Raw genomic sequence first — 16,573 nt, forward strand, 5'->3', positions numbered from 1 at the left:
ACTCCGGTGCCGTTCGGAAGTCCCCGGGGAAGGGGACGAGGGGGCCATCATGATCTCTGACAACTCCGCTGGCGTGCAGGACGCCACCGGCGAGGAGCTGGAGCGGCTCTACCGCGACCTCGACGCGCTCGACCTGCATCCACTCTGGAACATCACCGGTGAGCTGCTGACCGAGACGCCGCGCCCGAAGGCGGTGCCGTGGCTCTGGAACGGTGCCCAGCTCCGGGCGCTCGGCGAGCGGGCGATCGATCTGGTACCGGTCGAGCGCGGCGGCGAGCGCCGGGTGCTCAGTCTCGGCAACCCGGGCCTGGGCGGCCGGCCGTACGCGGTCGGCACGCTCTGGGGAGCGATCCAGTGCCTCGGCCCGCACGAGACCGCCCCCGCGCACCGGCACTCGCCCGGCGCGATCCGGTTCGTCCTCGCCGGCAGCGGGGTCTGGACCACTGTGGACGGCGACGCCTGCGACATGCACCCCGGCGACCTGATCCTCACCCCGAGCATGCACTGGCACGACCACACCAACGGCGGTACCGAGTCGATGGTCTGGTTCGACGGGCTCGACCTGCCGATGATCGAGGCGCTGGACGGGGTTTTCTTCGAGGAGTACCCGGAGTTCGCCCAGCCGCAGCCGGCCGTGCGCAACGCCTCCGAGGCCTCGCACACCGGGCATCCGGGCCGGTTCCGGGCCGGCGCGGTCACCGACGAGCTGGACCCCCGGTCGTCCCGGCTGCTGGTCTACCGCTGGACGGAGACCGACGCCGAGCTGACCCGGCTGGCCGCCGAGGCGGACCAGGCGCCGGTGAGCGTCGAGTTCACCAACCCGGATTCCGGGGCGAGCGTGCTGCCGACGCTGAGTTGCAGCATGCACCGGCTGCCGGCGGGCCGGCCGACCCGGGCCCGGCAGCAGACCGGCAACGCGATCTGGGTGGTCTTCCGGGGCGAGGGGCACAGCGTGATCGGCGGCCAGCGTTTCGACTGGGCGCCCGGCGACATGTTCGTGGTGCCGTCCTGGGTGCCGGTCGAGCACCACGCGGCCACCCCGGCCGACCTGTTCCGGCTGACCGACGCGCCGGTACTGCGGGCGCTCGGCATCTACCGGGAACGCGCGCTGGACGACCCGCAGCCGGTCACCGGCACCTTCACCGCCCGGACCGTCGCCGGCCCGGTGCCCGCGACCACCTCCGGGGAGCTGCTGTGAGGCTCTGTCTCTTCGACGACCACCGGATCGGTGCGGTCCGGCACGGTGGCCTGGTCGACCTGACCGGCGCGCTGCCCTGGCCGCACGATCCCGATCCGGAGACGGCGGGCGGCTGGCGCCGGCTCTGCCGGGACTACGCCGAGCTGGCGGACGGCCTGGCCGAGGCGGCCGAGACCGGCCCGGTCCTCCCGGCCGACCGGGTACGGCTGCGCGCGCCCGCACTGAACCCCTCGAAAATCATCGCCGCGGCCAGCAACTACGCCGAGCACGTGCACGAGATGCACGCGGTGCAGGAGCGCACCCTCGGCAAGGTCGAGGAGTGGATGATGTCGTTCGACGTCTTCCTCAAGGCGCCCTCCTCGCTGGCCGGTCCCGGTGAGCCGATCGTGCTGCCGGCCGAGATCCTCGCCGCCGGTCACGAGGTGCACCACGAGTCGGAGTTGGTGGTGGTGATCGGCCGGGGCGGCCGGAACATCCCGGCCGACCGGGCGCTGGAGCATGTCGTCGGCTACAGCATCGGGCTCGACATCACGGTACGCAGCCCGGGCGACCGGTCGCGGCGCAAGAGCTACGACACGTTCAGCCCGCTCGGCCCGTGGCTGACCACCGCCGACGAGGCCGGCCCGCCCGGTGAGTTCGAGATCGAGCTGTTGGTCGGCGGCGAGCGGCGGCAGCGGGTGAACACCGCCGACATGCTGGTGGCGGTGCCGGCGATCGTCGAGCACGCCTCCCGGGTGATGACGCTGCGCCCCGGTGACCTGATCTTCACCGGGGCGCCGCCCGGAGTGGGCCCGATCGAGCCCGGCGACGAGCTGGTGGCCACCATCAGCGGCCTCGGCGAGCTGCGGACCAGTGTGATCGCCGGAAGCGACCCGCGATGACCAGCCTCGATCGCGTGGTCGAGCCGGGGCTCGACGAGCTGGCGGAGGCGCCGGTCGGGCCGGTCCCGTCGGGAGAGCGCGCGGCGGGGGAGCGCTCGCTGCTGGACGTACTGCTGCATCCGGAGAGCCTGGCGATCATCGGGGCCTCGGACAATCCGGTGAGCCTGGGCGGCCGGCCGCTCGGCCTGCTCGCCGCCGCCGGCTACGCCGGTCGGGTCTATCCGGTCAACCCGACCCGGACCACCGTGCAGGGGCACCCGGCGTACCCGTCGGTGCGGGAGCTGCCCGAGCCGGTCGAGGTCGCCATGGTGATGGTCAAGGCCAAGCTGGTCCCGGCGGTACTGCGGGACTGCGCCGCCGCCGGGGTACGGGTGGCGATCGTGCTCAGCTCCGGCTTCGGCGAGGGCACCGGGCACGGCGCCGAACTGCGCGACGAGATCGCCGCGATCGTGCCGACCACCTCGATGCGGATCCTCGGCCCGAACTGCGAGGGCCTGGCCAGCCTGCCGGCCTCGGCACCGCTCACCTTCAGCCCGGTGCTCGACGCGGCCCGTACCGGCCAGGTGGTGCTGCCCGGCCGGGTGGCGGTGCTGTCGCACAGCGGCGGGCTCGGCTTCGCCGTGGCACAGTGGGGTTCCCGGGCCGGGATCGGCTTCAACTACCTGATCAGCACCGGCAACGAGGGCGATCTCGACGTACTGGAGCTGGCCGACCGGCTGCTGGTCGAGACCGACACCGCGCTCGCGGTACTGGTGCTGGAAGGGGTGGCCGAGCCGGAGCGGCTCACCGCGCTGGCCCGGCAGGCCCGGCAACTCGGCAAGCGGCTGCTGGTGGCCCGGCTCGGCCGCTCCGACGCGGGTGCCCGGGGCAGCCTGGCGCACACCCGGCACGACGCGACCAGCCTGGACGGGCTGACCGCGCTCTGCGCCACCGAGGGGATCGTGCAGGCCGGCGGCGAGCGGGAGCTGATCGACGTACTCCAGGCGCTGGACAAGGTGCCGACGCTGGCCGGGCGCCGGATCGGCATCCTGGCCACCTCCGGCGGTGCCGGGGTGTGGCTGGCCGACGCCTGCCGGGACGCCGGGCTGGCGGTACCGGAACTCTCGCCGGAGCTGCAACAACGGCTCGCCGGCTTCATGCCGGAGTACGGCTCACCGGTGAACCCGGTCGACCTGACCGCGCAGTTCATCGCCACCGGCTCGTTCGCACCGGCGATCGAGGCGCTGGCCGGCTCCGGCGAGGTCGACGCGGTGGTACTGGCCACCTCGCTGGCCTCGGCCGGTCGGCTGGAGCAGGACCGGGAGGCGCTGGCCGAACTGCTCCGCCGCGACCTGCCACCGCTGGTCGTCTACACCTACACCCACCCGGCCGAGTCCTGCGTACGCATCCTCGAAGGGCTCGGCCTGGCCTGGTACACCAGCTCGACGGGGGTGGCCCGGGGCCTGGCCGCCGTCGCCCCGGCCCCGGCCACCCCGGCGGGGTGAGGCCGATGCCCATCCGGCGGGAGGAACGTTGACCACGGCAATCGGTGATGTGATCACCTCAAGGATCTCCGACCGGAGCCTGCTGCGCACCGACGCGTACGTCGGCGGCGAGTGGGTCGGTGCGGACAGCGGTGCCCGGTTTCCGGTGCACGACCCGGGCACCGGCGAACTGCTCGCCGAGGTACCCCGGTTCGGCCGGGCGGAGACGGCCCAGGCGATCGAGGCGGCCCGGCGGGCGCTGCCGGAGTGGCGGCGGCGGACCGCGATCGACCGGTCGGGCATCCTGCGCCGCTGGGCCGAGCTGATCCGGTCCCACGTGGACGACGTCGCCACGGTGCTCACCGCCGAGCAGGGCAAGCCGTTCCCGGAGGCGCGCGGCGAGGTGCTCTACAGCGCCGCGTTCCTGGACTGGTTCGCCGAGGAGGGGCGGCGGGTCTACGGCGACGTGATCCCGTCGCACTCGCCGACCGAGCGGATCCTGGTCTGGAAGCAGTCGGTCGGGGTGGTCGCCGGGATCACCCCGTGGAACCTGCCGGCCGCGATGATCACCCGGAAGGCGGCGCCCGCGCTGGCCGCCGGCTGCGCGCTGGTGCTCAAGCCGGCCGAGCAGACCCCGCTGACCGCGCTCGTCCTGGCCGAGCTGGGCCGGCGGGCCGGGGTGCCGCCGGGGGTACTGAACATCGTCACCGGGGCGGCGCAGGACGCGCCGGAGATCGGCCGCGAGCTGACCGGCAACCCGGTGGTCCGCAAGCTCAGCTTCACCGGCTCGACCGAGGTGGGCCGGCTGCTGATGCGGCAGTGCGCGGACGGGATCAAGAAGGTCTCCCTGGAACTCGGTGGGAACGCGGCGTTCGTGGTCTTCGACGACGCCGACCCGGAGCTGGCGGTCGAGGGGATCTTCTCGGCCAAGTACCGCAACGCCGGGCAGATCTGCACGGCGGCGAACCGGATCCTGGTGCAGGAGGGGATCCGGGAGCGGTTCACCGAGGCGCTGCTGCGGCGTACCGAGGCGGTGCGGGTCGGCACCGGCTTTACCGAGGGCGTGGAGATGGGCCCGCTGATCGACGTGCAGGGCCTGGCGAAGGTGCGGCGGCACGTCGCCGACCTGGTGGACCGGGGCGGTCGGGTGCTCACCGGCGGCCAGCCGCACGAGCTGGGCGGCACCTTCTTCCAGCCGACCGTGGTCGACGGGCTCTCCGCGGCGGCGCTGGCCTGGCGGGAGGAGACCTTCGGCCCGGTCGCGGCGATCCGCGGCTTCACGACCGAGGACGAGGCGGTCGCGCTGGCCAACGACTCCGAGTACGGGCTGGTCGCCTATCTCTACGGGCACAACCTCGGGCAGATCTGGCGGACGGCGGAGGCGATCGAGACCGGCATGGTGGCGGTGAACACCGGCCGGGTCTCCGGCGAGCAGGCGCCGTTCGGCGGGATCAAGCAGTCCGGCAACGGCCGGGAGGGTTCGAAGTACGGCCTCGACGAGTGGCTGGAACTCAAGTACGTCAACCTGGCCGGGCTGGACCGGTGAGTACCGCCCGGGACCGGCCGGTGAACCTGCTGGCCGGGGCGGCCGAACTGACCGGCCGGGTCGCCATCGTCACCGGCGGGGCGATCGGGATCGGCCGGGCCATCGCCGAGGACCTGGGTTGTGCCGGTGCCCGGGTGGTGGTCGCCGATCGGGCCGGCGCGGCGGAGACCGCCGCCGAACTCCGGGACGCCGGGATCGACGCGCTCGGGTTGCCGGTGGACGTCTCGTCGGAGGCGGCGACCCGGGAGCTGGCCGTCGAGGTGGTCCGGGCGTACGGCGGGATCGACATCCTGGTCAACAACGCCGGCATCTTCACCACGCTCCGGCCGGGGCCGCTGGAGGAGATCGACGTCGCCGAGTGGCAGCGGGTGATGGACGTCAACGTGCTCGGGTCGTACCTCTGCATCCGGGCCGTGGTCGGGCCGATGCGGGACCGCGGCGGCGGCCGGATCGTCAACATCGCCTCCACCACCGCGTTCAAGGGCGTCTCGCACCTGCTGCACTACGTCGCCAGCAAGGGTGCGGTGATCGCGATGACCCGGGCGACCGCCCGGGAGCTGGGTGAGGACAACATCCTGGTCAACGCCGTGGCACCGGGCTTCACGGTCAGCGACGGCATCCTGGACGGTGGCGCCGACCTGGCCGGGTTGCGCCGGGCCGCGCCCGGCAAGCGGGTGCTGGCCCGCGAGCAGCGTCCCCGGGACGTGGTCGGGGCGGTGCGCTTCCTGGCCGGCCCGATGTCGAGTTTCATCACCGGCCAGACCGTCGTGGTCGACGGCGGCGCGTTCTTCCACTGAAACCCGGGGTCCGGGCCTGCCCGGGCAGCCGCAGAATCCGCAATGGTTCTGCAATACAGAACTATACGAGCAGATCTAGCGCCACGAGAAATCCGTTCGTAATGTACGAGCAACTGAGAGGGAAAGATCCTCTCCCGATACCCATCCTATGACCCGGTACCGCCCGCAACGTTTCCGCAGCTAGACGGCTTGGTCGACCGGCCCGCCCGCTGCGCGGCGGCGGCGGAGATGGAACAGGAAGAAGACCGAACTCATGGATCTGGGCCTGGCGGACAAGAGAGCCATCGTCACCGGCGGCAGTGCGGGCATCGGCAAGGCGATCGCCCGGGCCCTGGTGGCCGAGGGCGTGCACTGCGCCGTCTCCAGCCGCAGCCTCGACCGGGCCTGCGCCGCCACGGCGGAGTTGTCCGGCCCCGGCCGGACCCTTCCGGTACAGGCCGAACTGCGGGACGCCGACTCGGTCGAGGCCATGGTCCGGCAGGTCACCGAGGAGTTCGGCGGGGTCGACATCCTGGTCAACAACGGCGCGGTGGTCAGCGGCAACCAGGCCGAGGACTTCGACCACGTCAGCGACGAGCTGATCCTGACCTCGTTCGAGGAGAAGTTCCTCGGCACGATGCGCTGCTGCCGGGCGGTGGTGCCGGGGATGCGGGCCCGGGGCTTCGGCCGGATCATCAACATCGCCGGGCACAAGGCCCGGGAGGGCGGCGCCATCTCGGCCGGCGCCCGTAACGCCGCGATCGTGCACCTGACCCGGTCGCTCGCCCTGGAGCTGGGCCGGGACGGCATCACGGTCAACGCCGTACACCCGTTCACCACGGTCACCGAGACGTTGGAGTCCCGGATGGCCGAGGTGGCGAAGCGCCGCGGGGTGACCCTGGCGGAGCACCTGGCGCACGTCGCCGGGCGTACCGCGCTGGGCCGGCTGGTCACCGCCGAGGAGATCGCCGCGTTCGTCGCCTTCCTCGCCTCGCCGCTGTCGGTGGCGATGACCGGCGAGGTGGTCGCGCTGACCGGTGGCGTGGATCGAGCCGTCCATGGCTGAGCCGCACACCCCTGCCCCGGTACTGGTGGCGGTGGACGGGCCGATCGCCACGGTCACCCTCAACCGCCCGGCGGTACGCAACGCGATCGACGACGCCACCCGGGCCGCGCTGGTCGAGGCGCTGGCCGAGGTCGGCCGGGACACCGAGGTCCGGGTGGTGATCCTGACCGGTGCCGGTACGGCGTTCTGCGCCGGTGGCGACATCCGGGCCATGGAGCAACGGCTGGCCGCCCCGCCCGGTGAGGTGGCGATCCGGGGCTGGCAGCGCCAGCACGGCACGTACGCGCTGACCGCCGGGCTGCACCGGCTGGACCAGGTGACCATCGCGGCGGTGAACGGGCCGGCCGCCGGGCTCGGCATGGACCTCGCGCTGGCCTGCGACTTCATCGTCGCCGACCCGGCGGCGTCGTTCGTGGCCAGCTTCGTGCTGCGCGGCCTGATCCCGGACGGCGGCAGCATGTACCACCTGCCCCGCCGGGTCGGCCCGCAGCGGGCCAAGGAGCTGCTGCTCTCCGGCCGCCGGGTGCAGGCCGCCGAGGCGCTGGAGATCGGCCTGGTGGACCTGCTCTCCGCGCCGGGTGCCGTGCTCGGGCACGCCGTCGAGTACGCGGGCCGGTTCACCGCCCGCTCCCGGCCGGCCCTGATGCTGGCCAAGTCGATCATCAACCGCAGCTTCGAGTCCTCGCTCGACCAGATCGCCAGCCTCGGCAGCCAGGCCCAGGCCATCTGTTACACCACGGATGAACATCGGAACTCTGTGCGCTCCTTCCTCGACCAGCGGGGCGGGGCGGCTGCCGGCGGGGCCCCGACGGGCTCGACACATCCACCGCCAGTACCACCCAGAGAATGAGGAACACCATGAACAGGCGAAGGAAAGGCGTCGTCGCCGCGCTTGTCGCCACTCTGGCGCTGGCCTCGGCCGCCTGTGGCTCGGGCGGCGCGCCCGGTGCCGCCGCGACCGGCGCACCGAAGCGGGGCGGCGAGCTGACCGTCCTGGTGTCGGAGGGCGGGCTCGCCCGCTGGCCGACGCTCGACCCGGTCGCCTCCGGCGTCGCCAACCACGAGTACCGGAACGCCATCTTCGGCCAGCTCTTCACACAGGGGCCGGACAACAAGATCGAACCTTCCCTGGCCACCGGCTACACCTTCGCCTCCGACCAGCTCTCGGTGACCATCACCCTCCGCGAGGGCGTCAGGTTCTCCGACGGTACGCCGTTCAACGCCGCCGCCGTGAAGGCCAACCTCGACCGCTCGCTCGACCCGAAGAACGCCTGCCGCTGCGTACCGTTGTTCAAGCCGGTGCAGTCGGTGGAGACCGACGGCGACAGCAAGGTCGTCCTCAGGTTCTCCCGGCCGTTCCCGCTGGTGATCGCGTCGTTCGTGAACGAGGCCCCGAACTGGGTACCCTCGCCGGCCGCGTTGCAGTCGATGGGCGCGGACGCGTTCGGGCAGAAGCCGGTCGGGGCCGGTCCGTTCGCGGTGGTCAGCAACGTGGCCAACCAGGAACTCGTGCTCAAGCGCAACGAGAACTACTACGACACGTCAGCGCCGTACCTGGACAAGCTCACCTTCAAGACCATCGGCTCCGACCAGACGGCGTACGCGGCGTTGCAGTCCGGCTCGGCGGACGTGCTGGAGGGGATCACCACCGTACCGCTGCTGACCCAGGCGAAGCAGCAGTTCACCCTGGCGCCGGTGGCGGCGGTCTCGGTGTGGCAGTTGCAGTACAACACCCTGAAGGCGCCGCTGAACGACCAGCGGGCCCGGGAGGCGTTGTCGTACGCCACCGACGCCGACACCATCAACAAGGTGCTGTTCGGCGGGCTGAACGAGAAGGCGGAGACGCCGACCGCGCCGGGTGGGCTCTTCTACCAGGCCGGCGTCGACGGCTACCGGGGCTACGACCAGGCCAGGGCGAAGGAGCTGGTGCAGCAGCTCGGCGGCCTGGAGGTCGAGATCATGCTCGGCGGTGCCCAGGAGGAGATGCAGGTCGCCGAGGCGATCAAGACGATGTGGGCCGAGGCGGGGATCACCGTCAAGGCGATCAACCAGGAGCCGTTGCAGACCCGCAACGACAACTTCGCCTCGAACAACTGGGTGCTGGACTTCGCCTTCGTCGGCAACTACGACCCGGCACTGGGGCTCAGCATCGACCGGTACTTCGGCTCGGACGGGCTGAACAGCGGGGTCAAGGACCCGGCGCTGGACGCCGTACTGGAGCGGGGCCGGCAGGGGAAGGACGAGGCGGCGCGGGCCGCGGCGTACCAGGAAGCGTTCAAGATCATTAACGACAAGGCGTACAACAAGATCCTCTTCACCCGGCAGACGTTCAACGTGGCGGCGAAGACGGTCCAGGGGCTCGACCAGGGCGTGCCCTGGGTGGCCTGGGAGAAGGTCTCCCGCAGCAGCTAGCGGCGCGCGGTCGCGCCGGACCGACCAGGTCCGGCGCGACCGTCCACGGAGGAGAAGAAGCCAGATGGAGAAGGTCACGTTCTACTTCGACCCGCGCTGCCCCTGGTGCTACCAGGCCAGCCGGTGGGCCCGCCGGCTGGAAGCGCTCGGCGAGATCGAACTCGACTGGGCGCTGTACTGCCTGGAGGTGGCGAACCTCGCCGAGGGGGCCGACCCGGTGCCGCTGGGCGAGACCGCCCGATCCGCGACCGCGCTGCGGGCCGCCGCCGCGATCGGCCGGAAGGAGAACTCGAAGGCGATCGGGCGGTTCTACCAGGCCCTCGGCAACCGGGTCTGGGAGACCAGCGAGCCGGCCAAGGATCGGGACCTCGCGGTGGCCGAGTCGGTCGAGGAGGCCGGCTTCGACCGGTCGCTCTTCACCGAGGCGCTCGCCGACCCGGCCACCTGGCTGGACGTACTCGACCAGCACCGGCACCTGGTCACGGAGAAGGGCGGGATCGGCCTGCCCACCCTGGTACTGGACGGCGGCGCCGGCCCGGCCATCTTCGGACCGGTACTCAGCCAACTGCCGGACGACGAGGACGCGGTCAAGATCTGGCAACATCTCCGCTGGCTCGCCCGGTACGACAACTTCTTCGAACTGAAGCGGCACCGCACCGAACAGCCGAACCTGCCGGGCTGGCGGGTACAGCCGTCCAAACTCACCTTCGGGTCGAGGCCGTGGCTGCCACCCGTACCCGATCGGCCGGCACCCTCGGACGAGTCGGCACCGGCCCCGGCTCCGGCGGGCTCCGTGACCCCGCTCTGACCCACCCGCCCGGCGGCTCGGCGGGCCGCTGAACGCGATCACCCCGAACTGTCGGTGGTCGATCGGGGCCGGGAATTTCGACAACTGTCGCAATCATGGCCGGTCATGTCTCTGGTTGAATGTTAGCGATCACATCGACACCGACCTGCCGAGAGGTGACGAGGCGTCACCGAACGCCCCGGGACGTCAGGTGCCGCAACGGATCGGAAGTCAGCCAGCACGTCGGTGCCTGCCGCGCCGCGATCGGCGGGACGGGCGCCGGAGACACCAGAGCCACCACCGAGGAGGTTGACAGTGGTCGCAGACCAGCACCCACTTGACCGTCGCCGTTTCCTGCGGACCGTCGGCGCGGTGACCGCCGGCACCGTCGCCGCGACCCAACTGCCGGTCGGAGCGGCTTCGGCCGCACCCGCCGAGGTGGCGCCGGCCCGCGCCGCCGTACCGGACGGGGCCGCGGTGACCGCCGCGACGCTGTCCCAGGGAGACTTCTACGACCGCAACCCGCGCTGGGTGGTGAAGCCGTTCGGACTGGACCAGGTCGAGTTGCTCGACGGTACGCTCTTCGCCGAGAAGCGGGACCGGGTGCTGAACCTGCTCCGGGGGTACCCGGCCGACCGGGTGCTGCACAACTTCCGGGTCACCGCCGGGTTGCCGCTGCCGGAGGGGTCGAGCCCGCCGGGCGGCTGGGACGACGCCACCGGCAACCTGCGCGGTCACTACAGCGGGCACCTGATCACCGCCTTCGCCCAGGCGTACGCCTCCACCGGCGACTCGCTCTTCGGAGACAAGGTGGACTACATCGTCGCCGAACTGGCTGCCTGCCAGGCAGCGATGGCGGCGAGCGGGAAGTACAGCCACCCCGGCTTCCTGGCCGCTTATCCGGAGGACCAGTTCGTCCGGCTGGAGTCCTTCGCCACGTACCCGACGATCTGGGCGCCGTACTACACCTGTCACAAGATCATGCGGGGCTTGCTCGACGCGTACCTGCTGGCCGGCAACGCCCAGGCGCTCGCCGTGGTCACCGCGATGGGCGACTGGGTGCACAGCCGGCTCTCGGTGCTGCCCCGGGAGACCCTGAACCGGATGTGGGCCATCTACATCGCCGGCGAGTACGGCGGGATGAACGAGGTGATGGCGGACCTGCACGCCCTCACCGGGGACCCGAAGTATCTGGCCACGGCGAAGTGCTTCGACAACCGGCAGTCCCTCTTCGACGCTTGCGTGGAGGACCGGGACATCATCACCCGGCTGCACGCGAACACCCACGTGCCGCAGTTCGTCGGCTACCTGCGGGTCTTCGACCAGGGGGCCGAGGAGACGTACCACGCGGCGACCGAGAACTTCTGGCACATGGTGGTGCCGCACCGGATGTACGCGCACGGCGGCACCAGCGGCACCTGGCCGGCGACCCCGGACCTGCCGGCGAACACCAACGCCGAACTGTTCCAGCCGAGGGGGAACATCGCCAACTCGATCGCCGGGAACGGCGCCGAGACGTGTACGTCGTACAACCTGCTCAAGGTGGCCCGGAACCTGTTCTTCCACGACCCGGACCCGACCTACATGGAGTACTACGAGCGCACCCTGCTCAACCACATCCTCGGGTCCAAGCGGGACACCGAGAGCGCCACCACCCCGAACGTCACCTACTTCCTGCCGCTGACCCCGGGCAGCACCCGGGGCTACGGCAACACCGGCACCTGCTGCGGCGGGTCGGGCCTGGAGAACCACACCAAATATCAGGAGTCCGTCTACTTCCGGTCCGCCGACAACTCGACGCTCTACGTCAACCTCTACGTCGCGTCGGTGCTGACCTGGGAGGCGAACGGGTTCATCATCCGGCAGGAGACCGACTATCCGCGCAGCGAGCAGGCCAAGCTGACGGTGCAGGGCCGGGGCCGGCTGGACATCCGGCTCCGGGTACCGGGCTGGGCGAAGGACTTCTCGGTCAAGATCAATGGGGTGACCCGGAAGGGCAAGGTCACCCCGGGCAGCTACCTGAGCATCCAGCGGAACTGGAAGCCCGGCGACACCATCGAGGTGATCATCCCGTTCGTACTCCGGCTGGAGAAGGCGCTGGACGACCCGGACGTCCAGGCGGTCTTCAACGGTCCGGTGCTGCTGCCGGCGCTGGGCACCGGAAACACCTTCAAGGAGTTCTCGCTCTACCGGCACTTCACCCTGGCCGGTGACCTGTCCCGGGCGGTCGTACCGGCCGGCGACGGCACCTTCGCCACCAACGAGCACACGCTGCGGCCGCTCTACGTCGGCGACACCCAGGCGCACCACGTCTATTTCCGGCGTTCCGAGCCGGCGATCGTGTTCGGCTCGCACGACTCCGGTGTGCCGAACCGGGAGCGCCCGGACGGTACGTCGTTCCTCGACGAGGTCTGGGCGGCGGCGCCGTTCAAGAACCACAGCCAGTTCATGACCAGGGTCTCCCGGATCTCCACCGAGTGGGTGCAGGCCGGGCTGATCACCCGGGACGAGCGCTGGGACATCGTCACCGCCGCCGGCAACGCCGAGGACGAACTGAAGTCCTGAGACGGTTACCCGACGACCTGGCGCCACGCCCCCGGCGTGGCGCCAGGTTCAACCGCGTGGCGCCAGGTTCAACCGCGTGGCGCCAGGTTCAACCGCGTGGCGCCAGGTTCAACCGCGTGGCGCCAGGTTCAACCGCGTGGCGCCAGGTTCAACCGCGTGGCGCCAGGTTCAACCGCGTGGCGTCGGGGTCTAACCGTTCGGGCGCGACTCGATCGCCTGCAACGACCAGCGGTTGCCGTCCGGATCGCGGAAGTAGACGAAATTGCCCCATGCCTGCGCGTCGACCTCGCTCGCCTCGACGCCCGCTTCGCGCAACTGCCGGCGCGCCGCCTCGGCGTCGGCCACCACGACCTGGATCTCCTGCGTGCCGGGAGTCTTGTCGGTGATGCCGTCGCCGATCACGATCGAGCAGGCCGAGCCGGGCGGGGTCAACTGCACGAACCGCAGGCCCTCGTGCACCCTGTGGTCGTGGTCGGCGTTGAACCCCACCTTCTCGTAGAAGGCCTTGGCCCGGTCGACGTCGGTCACCGGAACGGGGATGAGTTCGATCTTCCAGTCCATCGGGCCAGCGTAGGGCGCGGGTACGACATTCGCGGCTCCGTGCCTGGTCGCGCGTAAGGGCGGCAATGCCGTGTCCGTTGCCTGTTATCCTCTCATGACATGCAGGCAGGGGACCGGATCGACCGCGGCTCGCCGCTGCCGATGTATTACCAGCTCAAGCAACTGATCGTCCGGGACATCGAACGGAGTCGCCGCCAACCGGGCGACCGCCTGCTCGGCGACCACGAGCTGTGCGCCAAGTACGACGTCTCCCGTACGGTCGTCCGGCAGGCCCTGACCGACCTGGAGAACGAGGGCGTCATCGAGCGGGTGAAGGGCCGGGGCACCTTCGTCGCGCATCCGAAGACCGCCGAAGGGCTGGTGCAGTCCCTCACCGGGCTCTTCGAGGACGTCGCCGCCCGGGGCGGCCACCTGCGCAGCGAGGTACGCCGGGCCGAGGTGCTGCCGGCGGACGCCGCCGTCGCCGCCGACCTGGAGATCGCGCCCGGCGATCCGGTGATCCACCTGGAACGGCTGCGTCTCGTCGACGACGAGCCGTGGGTCTGGACCGTGACCCACCTGCCGGCCGGTCTCGCCCCGGGACTCGTCGACGAGGACCTCACCGACCGGTCGCTCTACCAGGTGCTCGAATCGTCGTACGGGGTGCGGCTGGTCCGGGGGGTGCGCTCGGTCGAGGCGGCGGTGGCCAGCGCCGCCCAGGCGAGGCTGCTCGGCATCCGGCGCGGTGATCCGGTGCTCGCGCTGCGCAGCATCAGCATCGGGGAGTCCGGCCGACCGGTGGAGAGTTTCCTCGCGCTGCACCGGGGCGACCGGAGCCGGTTCCAGGTCGAGCTGACCCGGACCACGGCCAGCGGCCGACCCGGCAGTCCGCTGGTACTCGTCAAGTCCTGACCTGGTAGTCCGGTCGGCCGGTTGTGCGGCACGGCCCCCGCCGACGTCGTCGAGCGCGCGCCCGGCGTCGGGGAACGCCCGGCCGCCGCCGCGTTCGCCCCCGCCGCCCCCGCCGCCGCCGCGTTCGTCCCCGTCCCCGCCGCTGCCGCGTTCGTCCCCGTCCCCGCCGCCGCCCCCGCCGCTGCCGCGTTCGTCCCCGTCCCCGCCGCCGCCCCCGCCGCGTTCGCCGCCGCCCCCCGCCGCGTTCGCCGCCGCCCCCGCCGCGTTCGCCGCCGCCCCCGCCGCGTCCGCCCCCCGCCGCCGCGTTCGTCCCCGCCGCGTCCGCCGCCGGCCGTGCCCGTCCCTCCGCCGGTGCCGCGTCGCACGACGGTGCCGACTGCCGGACCAAGATTCTTGGCGATTTGTGGTTCGTCACGAGCCCTAATTCGACAAGAATCTTGGCCCTCCCACCAGCGCCACCGGCGGCGGGGGAGCGAGAAGCGGCTTCGATAGAAGCCTTGACATCCTGTAATGACAGGACGACAGTGTTTCGAAACACGACGGAACGGGAGACGACGTGACTACCAGCGCGACCCCGCCGATCCAGCCCTTCGCGATCAGCTTCGGTGCCGACAACGCCACGCTGGAGCCGCAGGGCCAGGTCCTGACCCGGCGGATGTCGGACCTCGAAGGGCTGTTCGCCGACGGTGACGCCTGGGCGCGGGCGGTCGCCGACGGTGATCCAGTGGTCTACACCGTCGTCTCCTCACCCGTCCCCGAGGTGCCCCGGGAACTGCCGCAGTCGATCACCACGATCTATCCGGGCGAAACCGGTGGCGAGTTCTGGATGACCAAGGGACACCAGCATCCCGACCCGCAGGGCGAGATCTACCTCGGCCTGTCCGGCCACGGCGGCTTGCTGCTCTTCGACGGCGAGCGGGCCGAGTGGCTGGAGATGAGCCCGGGGACCATCGGCTACATCCCGCCGGGCTGGGCGCACCGCAGCGTCAACGTCGGCGACGAGCCGTACCGGTTCCTCGCCGTCTATCCGGGCAGCGCCGGACACGACTACGGCTGGGTGGTCGAGCACGGCATGGGTCTGCGGGCCCGCCGGGTCGACAACGGTCTGCGGGCCCGGCGAGCCGACAACGGTCTGCAGGCCCGGCGAGCCGACAACGGTCTGCAGGCCCGGCCGGTCGACGACGGTCTGCAGGCCCGGCCGGTCGACGACGGTCTGCAGGCCCGGCGGGCCGACAACGGTCTGTGGGCCTGCCGGGTCGACAACGCCGCTCGGCCCGCCGCCGCCCGGGTCGACCTCGTCCCGTTCGGCGCCCCGGCCGGCAAGCCCCGGACCGGCAAGCCCTGACCCACCGCCAGCTTCCACGGATAGGAGACCCCATGGCAACGAAGAGCGTCTCACTCGGCGCGGCCGGGCTCGCCGCGGTCGTCACCCTGGCCGTCGGCGTCGTCGCCGGCCGGGCCTTCGGCGGCGGCTCGGACGACGGCGGCGGCGGGAACGCCGGTACGGCGGCAATCGCCGGTACGAAGATCGACGTCATCGTCAAGGCCACCGAGTCCGAGTTCTGGCAGTCGATGCTGGCCGGCGCCAAGAAGGCCGGCAGCGACCTCGGCGTCGAACTCGACCTGTTCGGCCCCACCTCGGAGGCCGACATCGAACCGCAGGTACGCCTGGTCGAGGATGCCATCTCGCGCGGCGCCAAGGCGATCGTGCTGGCGCCGAACTCCTCCACCGCGCTGAACGGGGTGATCGACCGGGCCCGGTCCAGCGGGATCAAGGTCGTCATCGTCGACAACGCGGTGCAGACCAAGAGCGACGGCTTCATCGGCACCGACAACGTCAAGGCCGGCGCCCAGGCCGGGCAGCGGCTCTGTGAGCTGATCACCCAGGCCGGCAAGCCGAACGGCAAGGTGCTGCACGAGTCCGCCGTCTCCGGCGTACAGGTGCTGATCGACCGGTTCGAGGGGTTCAAGCAGGGACTCGCCGAGAAGTGCCCGCAGGCGACGATCGTGCAGACCCTGGTCAACGACAACGACCTGAACAAGGCCGTCGGCCAGGTCAACGACGCGCTGACCCGGGTACCTGACCTGGCCGGGATCTTCGCCGACAACAACACCTCCGGGGTCGGCACCGCAAAGGCGGTGCAGGAGAAGGGTGCCGCCGACCGGGTCGCGGTGGTGGCGTTCGACTCCGACCCGGCCGAGGTGGAGGCGGTACGGTCCGGCGGGATCGACGCGATCGTCGTACAGAACCCGTTCTTCTTCGGCTATCAGGGCGTGGTCGAGGCGGCGATGGCGGTGGCCGGCAGCAACGCGCCGCAGCGGCTCGACCCGGGCGCCGTACTCGTGGACAAGTCAAACGTGGACGCCGAGGAACTCCAGGCGCTGCTGAACCCGCCGAAGACCAAGGGCTGACCCGGACCTCGGGAG

General features: G+C 71.4%; 14 protein-coding genes. 13 read left to right on the forward strand and 1 reads right to left on the reverse strand.

The window, feature by feature from the left end:
- Window positions 1–49: 49 nt before the first annotated feature.
- The 10 genes from ACQEVC_RS17010 (at window position 50) to ACQEVC_RS17055 (ending at window position 12,694) form a co-directional block, all read left to right on the forward strand.
- Window positions 50–1,198, forward strand: coding sequence for a cupin domain-containing protein (locus ACQEVC_RS17010; protein WP_432878345.1), 1,149 nt, complete (start codon window positions 50–52; stop codon window positions 1,196–1,198).
- A complete protein-coding gene (locus tag ACQEVC_RS17015; protein WP_432878347.1) occupies window positions 1,195–2,079 on the forward strand; it encodes a fumarylacetoacetate hydrolase family protein in 885 nt (294 codons plus the stop codon). The genes ACQEVC_RS17010 and ACQEVC_RS17015 overlap by 4 nt, the downstream gene beginning before the upstream one ends.
- Window positions 2,076–3,563 carry a CoA-binding protein gene (locus tag ACQEVC_RS17020; RefSeq protein WP_432878349.1) on the forward strand — a complete coding sequence of 496 codons (1,488 nt, stop codon included), beginning with the start codon at window positions 2,076–2,078 and terminating at the stop codon, window positions 3,561–3,563. The genes ACQEVC_RS17015 and ACQEVC_RS17020 overlap by 4 nt, the downstream gene beginning before the upstream one ends.
- Before the next feature lie 28 nt (window positions 3,564–3,591).
- Entirely contained in the window at window positions 3,592–5,088 is a 1,497-nt protein-coding gene (locus ACQEVC_RS17025) for an NAD-dependent succinate-semialdehyde dehydrogenase (RefSeq protein WP_432878352.1), read from the forward strand.
- Window positions 5,085–5,885 (forward strand): SDR family NAD(P)-dependent oxidoreductase, encoded by an 801-nt coding sequence (locus tag ACQEVC_RS17030; protein ID WP_432878355.1) that lies wholly within the window; start codon window positions 5,085–5,087, stop codon window positions 5,883–5,885. Before ACQEVC_RS17025 ends, ACQEVC_RS17030 begins: the two co-directional genes overlap by 4 nt.
- A gap of 253 nt (window positions 5,886–6,138) precedes the next feature.
- Complete coding sequence (locus ACQEVC_RS17035) at window positions 6,139–6,930, forward strand: SDR family NAD(P)-dependent oxidoreductase (RefSeq protein WP_432878358.1); 792 nt, start codon at window positions 6,139–6,141, stop codon at window positions 6,928–6,930.
- The gene (locus ACQEVC_RS17040) at window positions 6,923–7,780 is read left to right on the forward strand and encodes an enoyl-CoA hydratase/isomerase family protein (RefSeq protein WP_432878360.1); all 858 of its coding nucleotides are present in this window, start codon (window positions 6,923–6,925) and stop codon (window positions 7,778–7,780) included. Before ACQEVC_RS17035 ends, ACQEVC_RS17040 begins: the two co-directional genes overlap by 8 nt.
- A gap of 8 nt (window positions 7,781–7,788) precedes the next feature.
- Entirely contained in the window at window positions 7,789–9,342 is a 1,554-nt protein-coding gene (locus ACQEVC_RS17045; protein WP_432878362.1) for an ABC transporter substrate-binding protein, read from the forward strand.
- Window positions 9,343–9,406: 64 nt separating this feature from the next.
- Window positions 9,407–10,150: a mycothiol-dependent nitroreductase Rv2466c family protein gene (locus ACQEVC_RS17050; protein ID WP_432878364.1), complete on the forward strand. Its 744-nt coding sequence runs from the start codon at window positions 9,407–9,409 to the stop codon at window positions 10,148–10,150.
- Window positions 10,151–10,444: 294 nt separating this feature from the next.
- Entirely contained in the window at window positions 10,445–12,694 is a 2,250-nt protein-coding gene (locus tag ACQEVC_RS17055; protein ID WP_432878367.1) for a glycoside hydrolase family 127 protein, read from the forward strand.
- A 189-nt stretch (window positions 12,695–12,883) separates the two neighbouring features.
- Here ACQEVC_RS17055 and ACQEVC_RS17060 read toward each other — a convergent pair whose 3' ends face one another.
- Complete coding sequence (locus ACQEVC_RS17060; RefSeq protein WP_432878370.1) at window positions 12,884–13,255, reverse strand: VOC family protein; 372 nt, start codon at window positions 13,253–13,255, stop codon at window positions 12,884–12,886.
- Window positions 13,256–13,354: 99 nt separating this feature from the next.
- Between ACQEVC_RS17060 and ACQEVC_RS17065 the strand changes: the two genes are divergently transcribed.
- The 3 genes from ACQEVC_RS17065 to ACQEVC_RS17075 all read left to right on the forward strand — a co-directional run bounded on the left by ACQEVC_RS17065 (window position 13,355) and on the right by ACQEVC_RS17075 (window position 16,558).
- Window positions 13,355–14,146: a GntR family transcriptional regulator gene (locus tag ACQEVC_RS17065; protein ID WP_432878373.1), complete on the forward strand. Its 792-nt coding sequence runs from the start codon at window positions 13,355–13,357 to the stop codon at window positions 14,144–14,146.
- Between the two features lie 556 nt (window positions 14,147–14,702).
- On the forward strand, window positions 14,703–15,491 hold the full coding sequence (locus tag ACQEVC_RS17070) for a glucose-6-phosphate isomerase family protein (RefSeq protein WP_432878376.1): 789 nt from the start codon (window positions 14,703–14,705) through the stop codon (window positions 15,489–15,491).
- A 32-nt stretch (window positions 15,492–15,523) separates the two neighbouring features.
- Window positions 15,524–16,558: an ABC transporter substrate-binding protein gene (locus ACQEVC_RS17075; protein WP_432878378.1), complete on the forward strand. Its 1,035-nt coding sequence runs from the start codon at window positions 15,524–15,526 to the stop codon at window positions 16,556–16,558.
- Window positions 16,559–16,573: the final 15 nt, after the last annotated feature.

The organism is Plantactinospora sp. CA-294935 (assembly GCF_050936445.1).
Lineage (GTDB): Bacteria > Actinomycetota > Actinomycetes > Mycobacteriales > Micromonosporaceae > Plantactinospora.

Bases quoted from the DNA above. Each gene is read 5' to 3' on its own strand.
- ACQEVC_RS17050 (WP_432878364.1), top strand. From the start codon at position 9,407: ATGGAGAAGGTCACGTTCTACTTCGACCCGCGCTGCCCCTGGTGCTAC.
- ACQEVC_RS17020 (WP_432878349.1), top strand. From the start codon at position 2,076: ATGACCAGCCTCGATCGCGTGGTCGAGCCGGGGCTCGACGAGCTGGCG.
- ACQEVC_RS17075 (WP_432878378.1), top strand. From the start codon at position 15,524: ATGGCAACGAAGAGCGTCTCACTCGGCGCGGCCGGGCTCGCCGCGGTC.
- ACQEVC_RS17010 (WP_432878345.1), top strand. From the start codon at position 50: ATGATCTCTGACAACTCCGCTGGCGTGCAGGACGCCACCGGCGAGGAG.
- ACQEVC_RS17035 (WP_432878358.1), top strand. From the start codon at position 6,139: ATGGATCTGGGCCTGGCGGACAAGAGAGCCATCGTCACCGGCGGCAGT.
- ACQEVC_RS17060 (WP_432878370.1), bottom strand. From the start codon at position 13,255: ATGGACTGGAAGATCGAACTCATCCCCGTTCCGGTGACCGACGTCGAC.
- ACQEVC_RS17040 (WP_432878360.1), top strand. From the start codon at position 6,923: ATGGCTGAGCCGCACACCCCTGCCCCGGTACTGGTGGCGGTGGACGGG.
- ACQEVC_RS17065 (WP_432878373.1), top strand. From the start codon at position 13,355: ATGCAGGCAGGGGACCGGATCGACCGCGGCTCGCCGCTGCCGATGTAT.
- ACQEVC_RS17045 (WP_432878362.1), top strand. From the start codon at position 7,789: ATGAACAGGCGAAGGAAAGGCGTCGTCGCCGCGCTTGTCGCCACTCTG.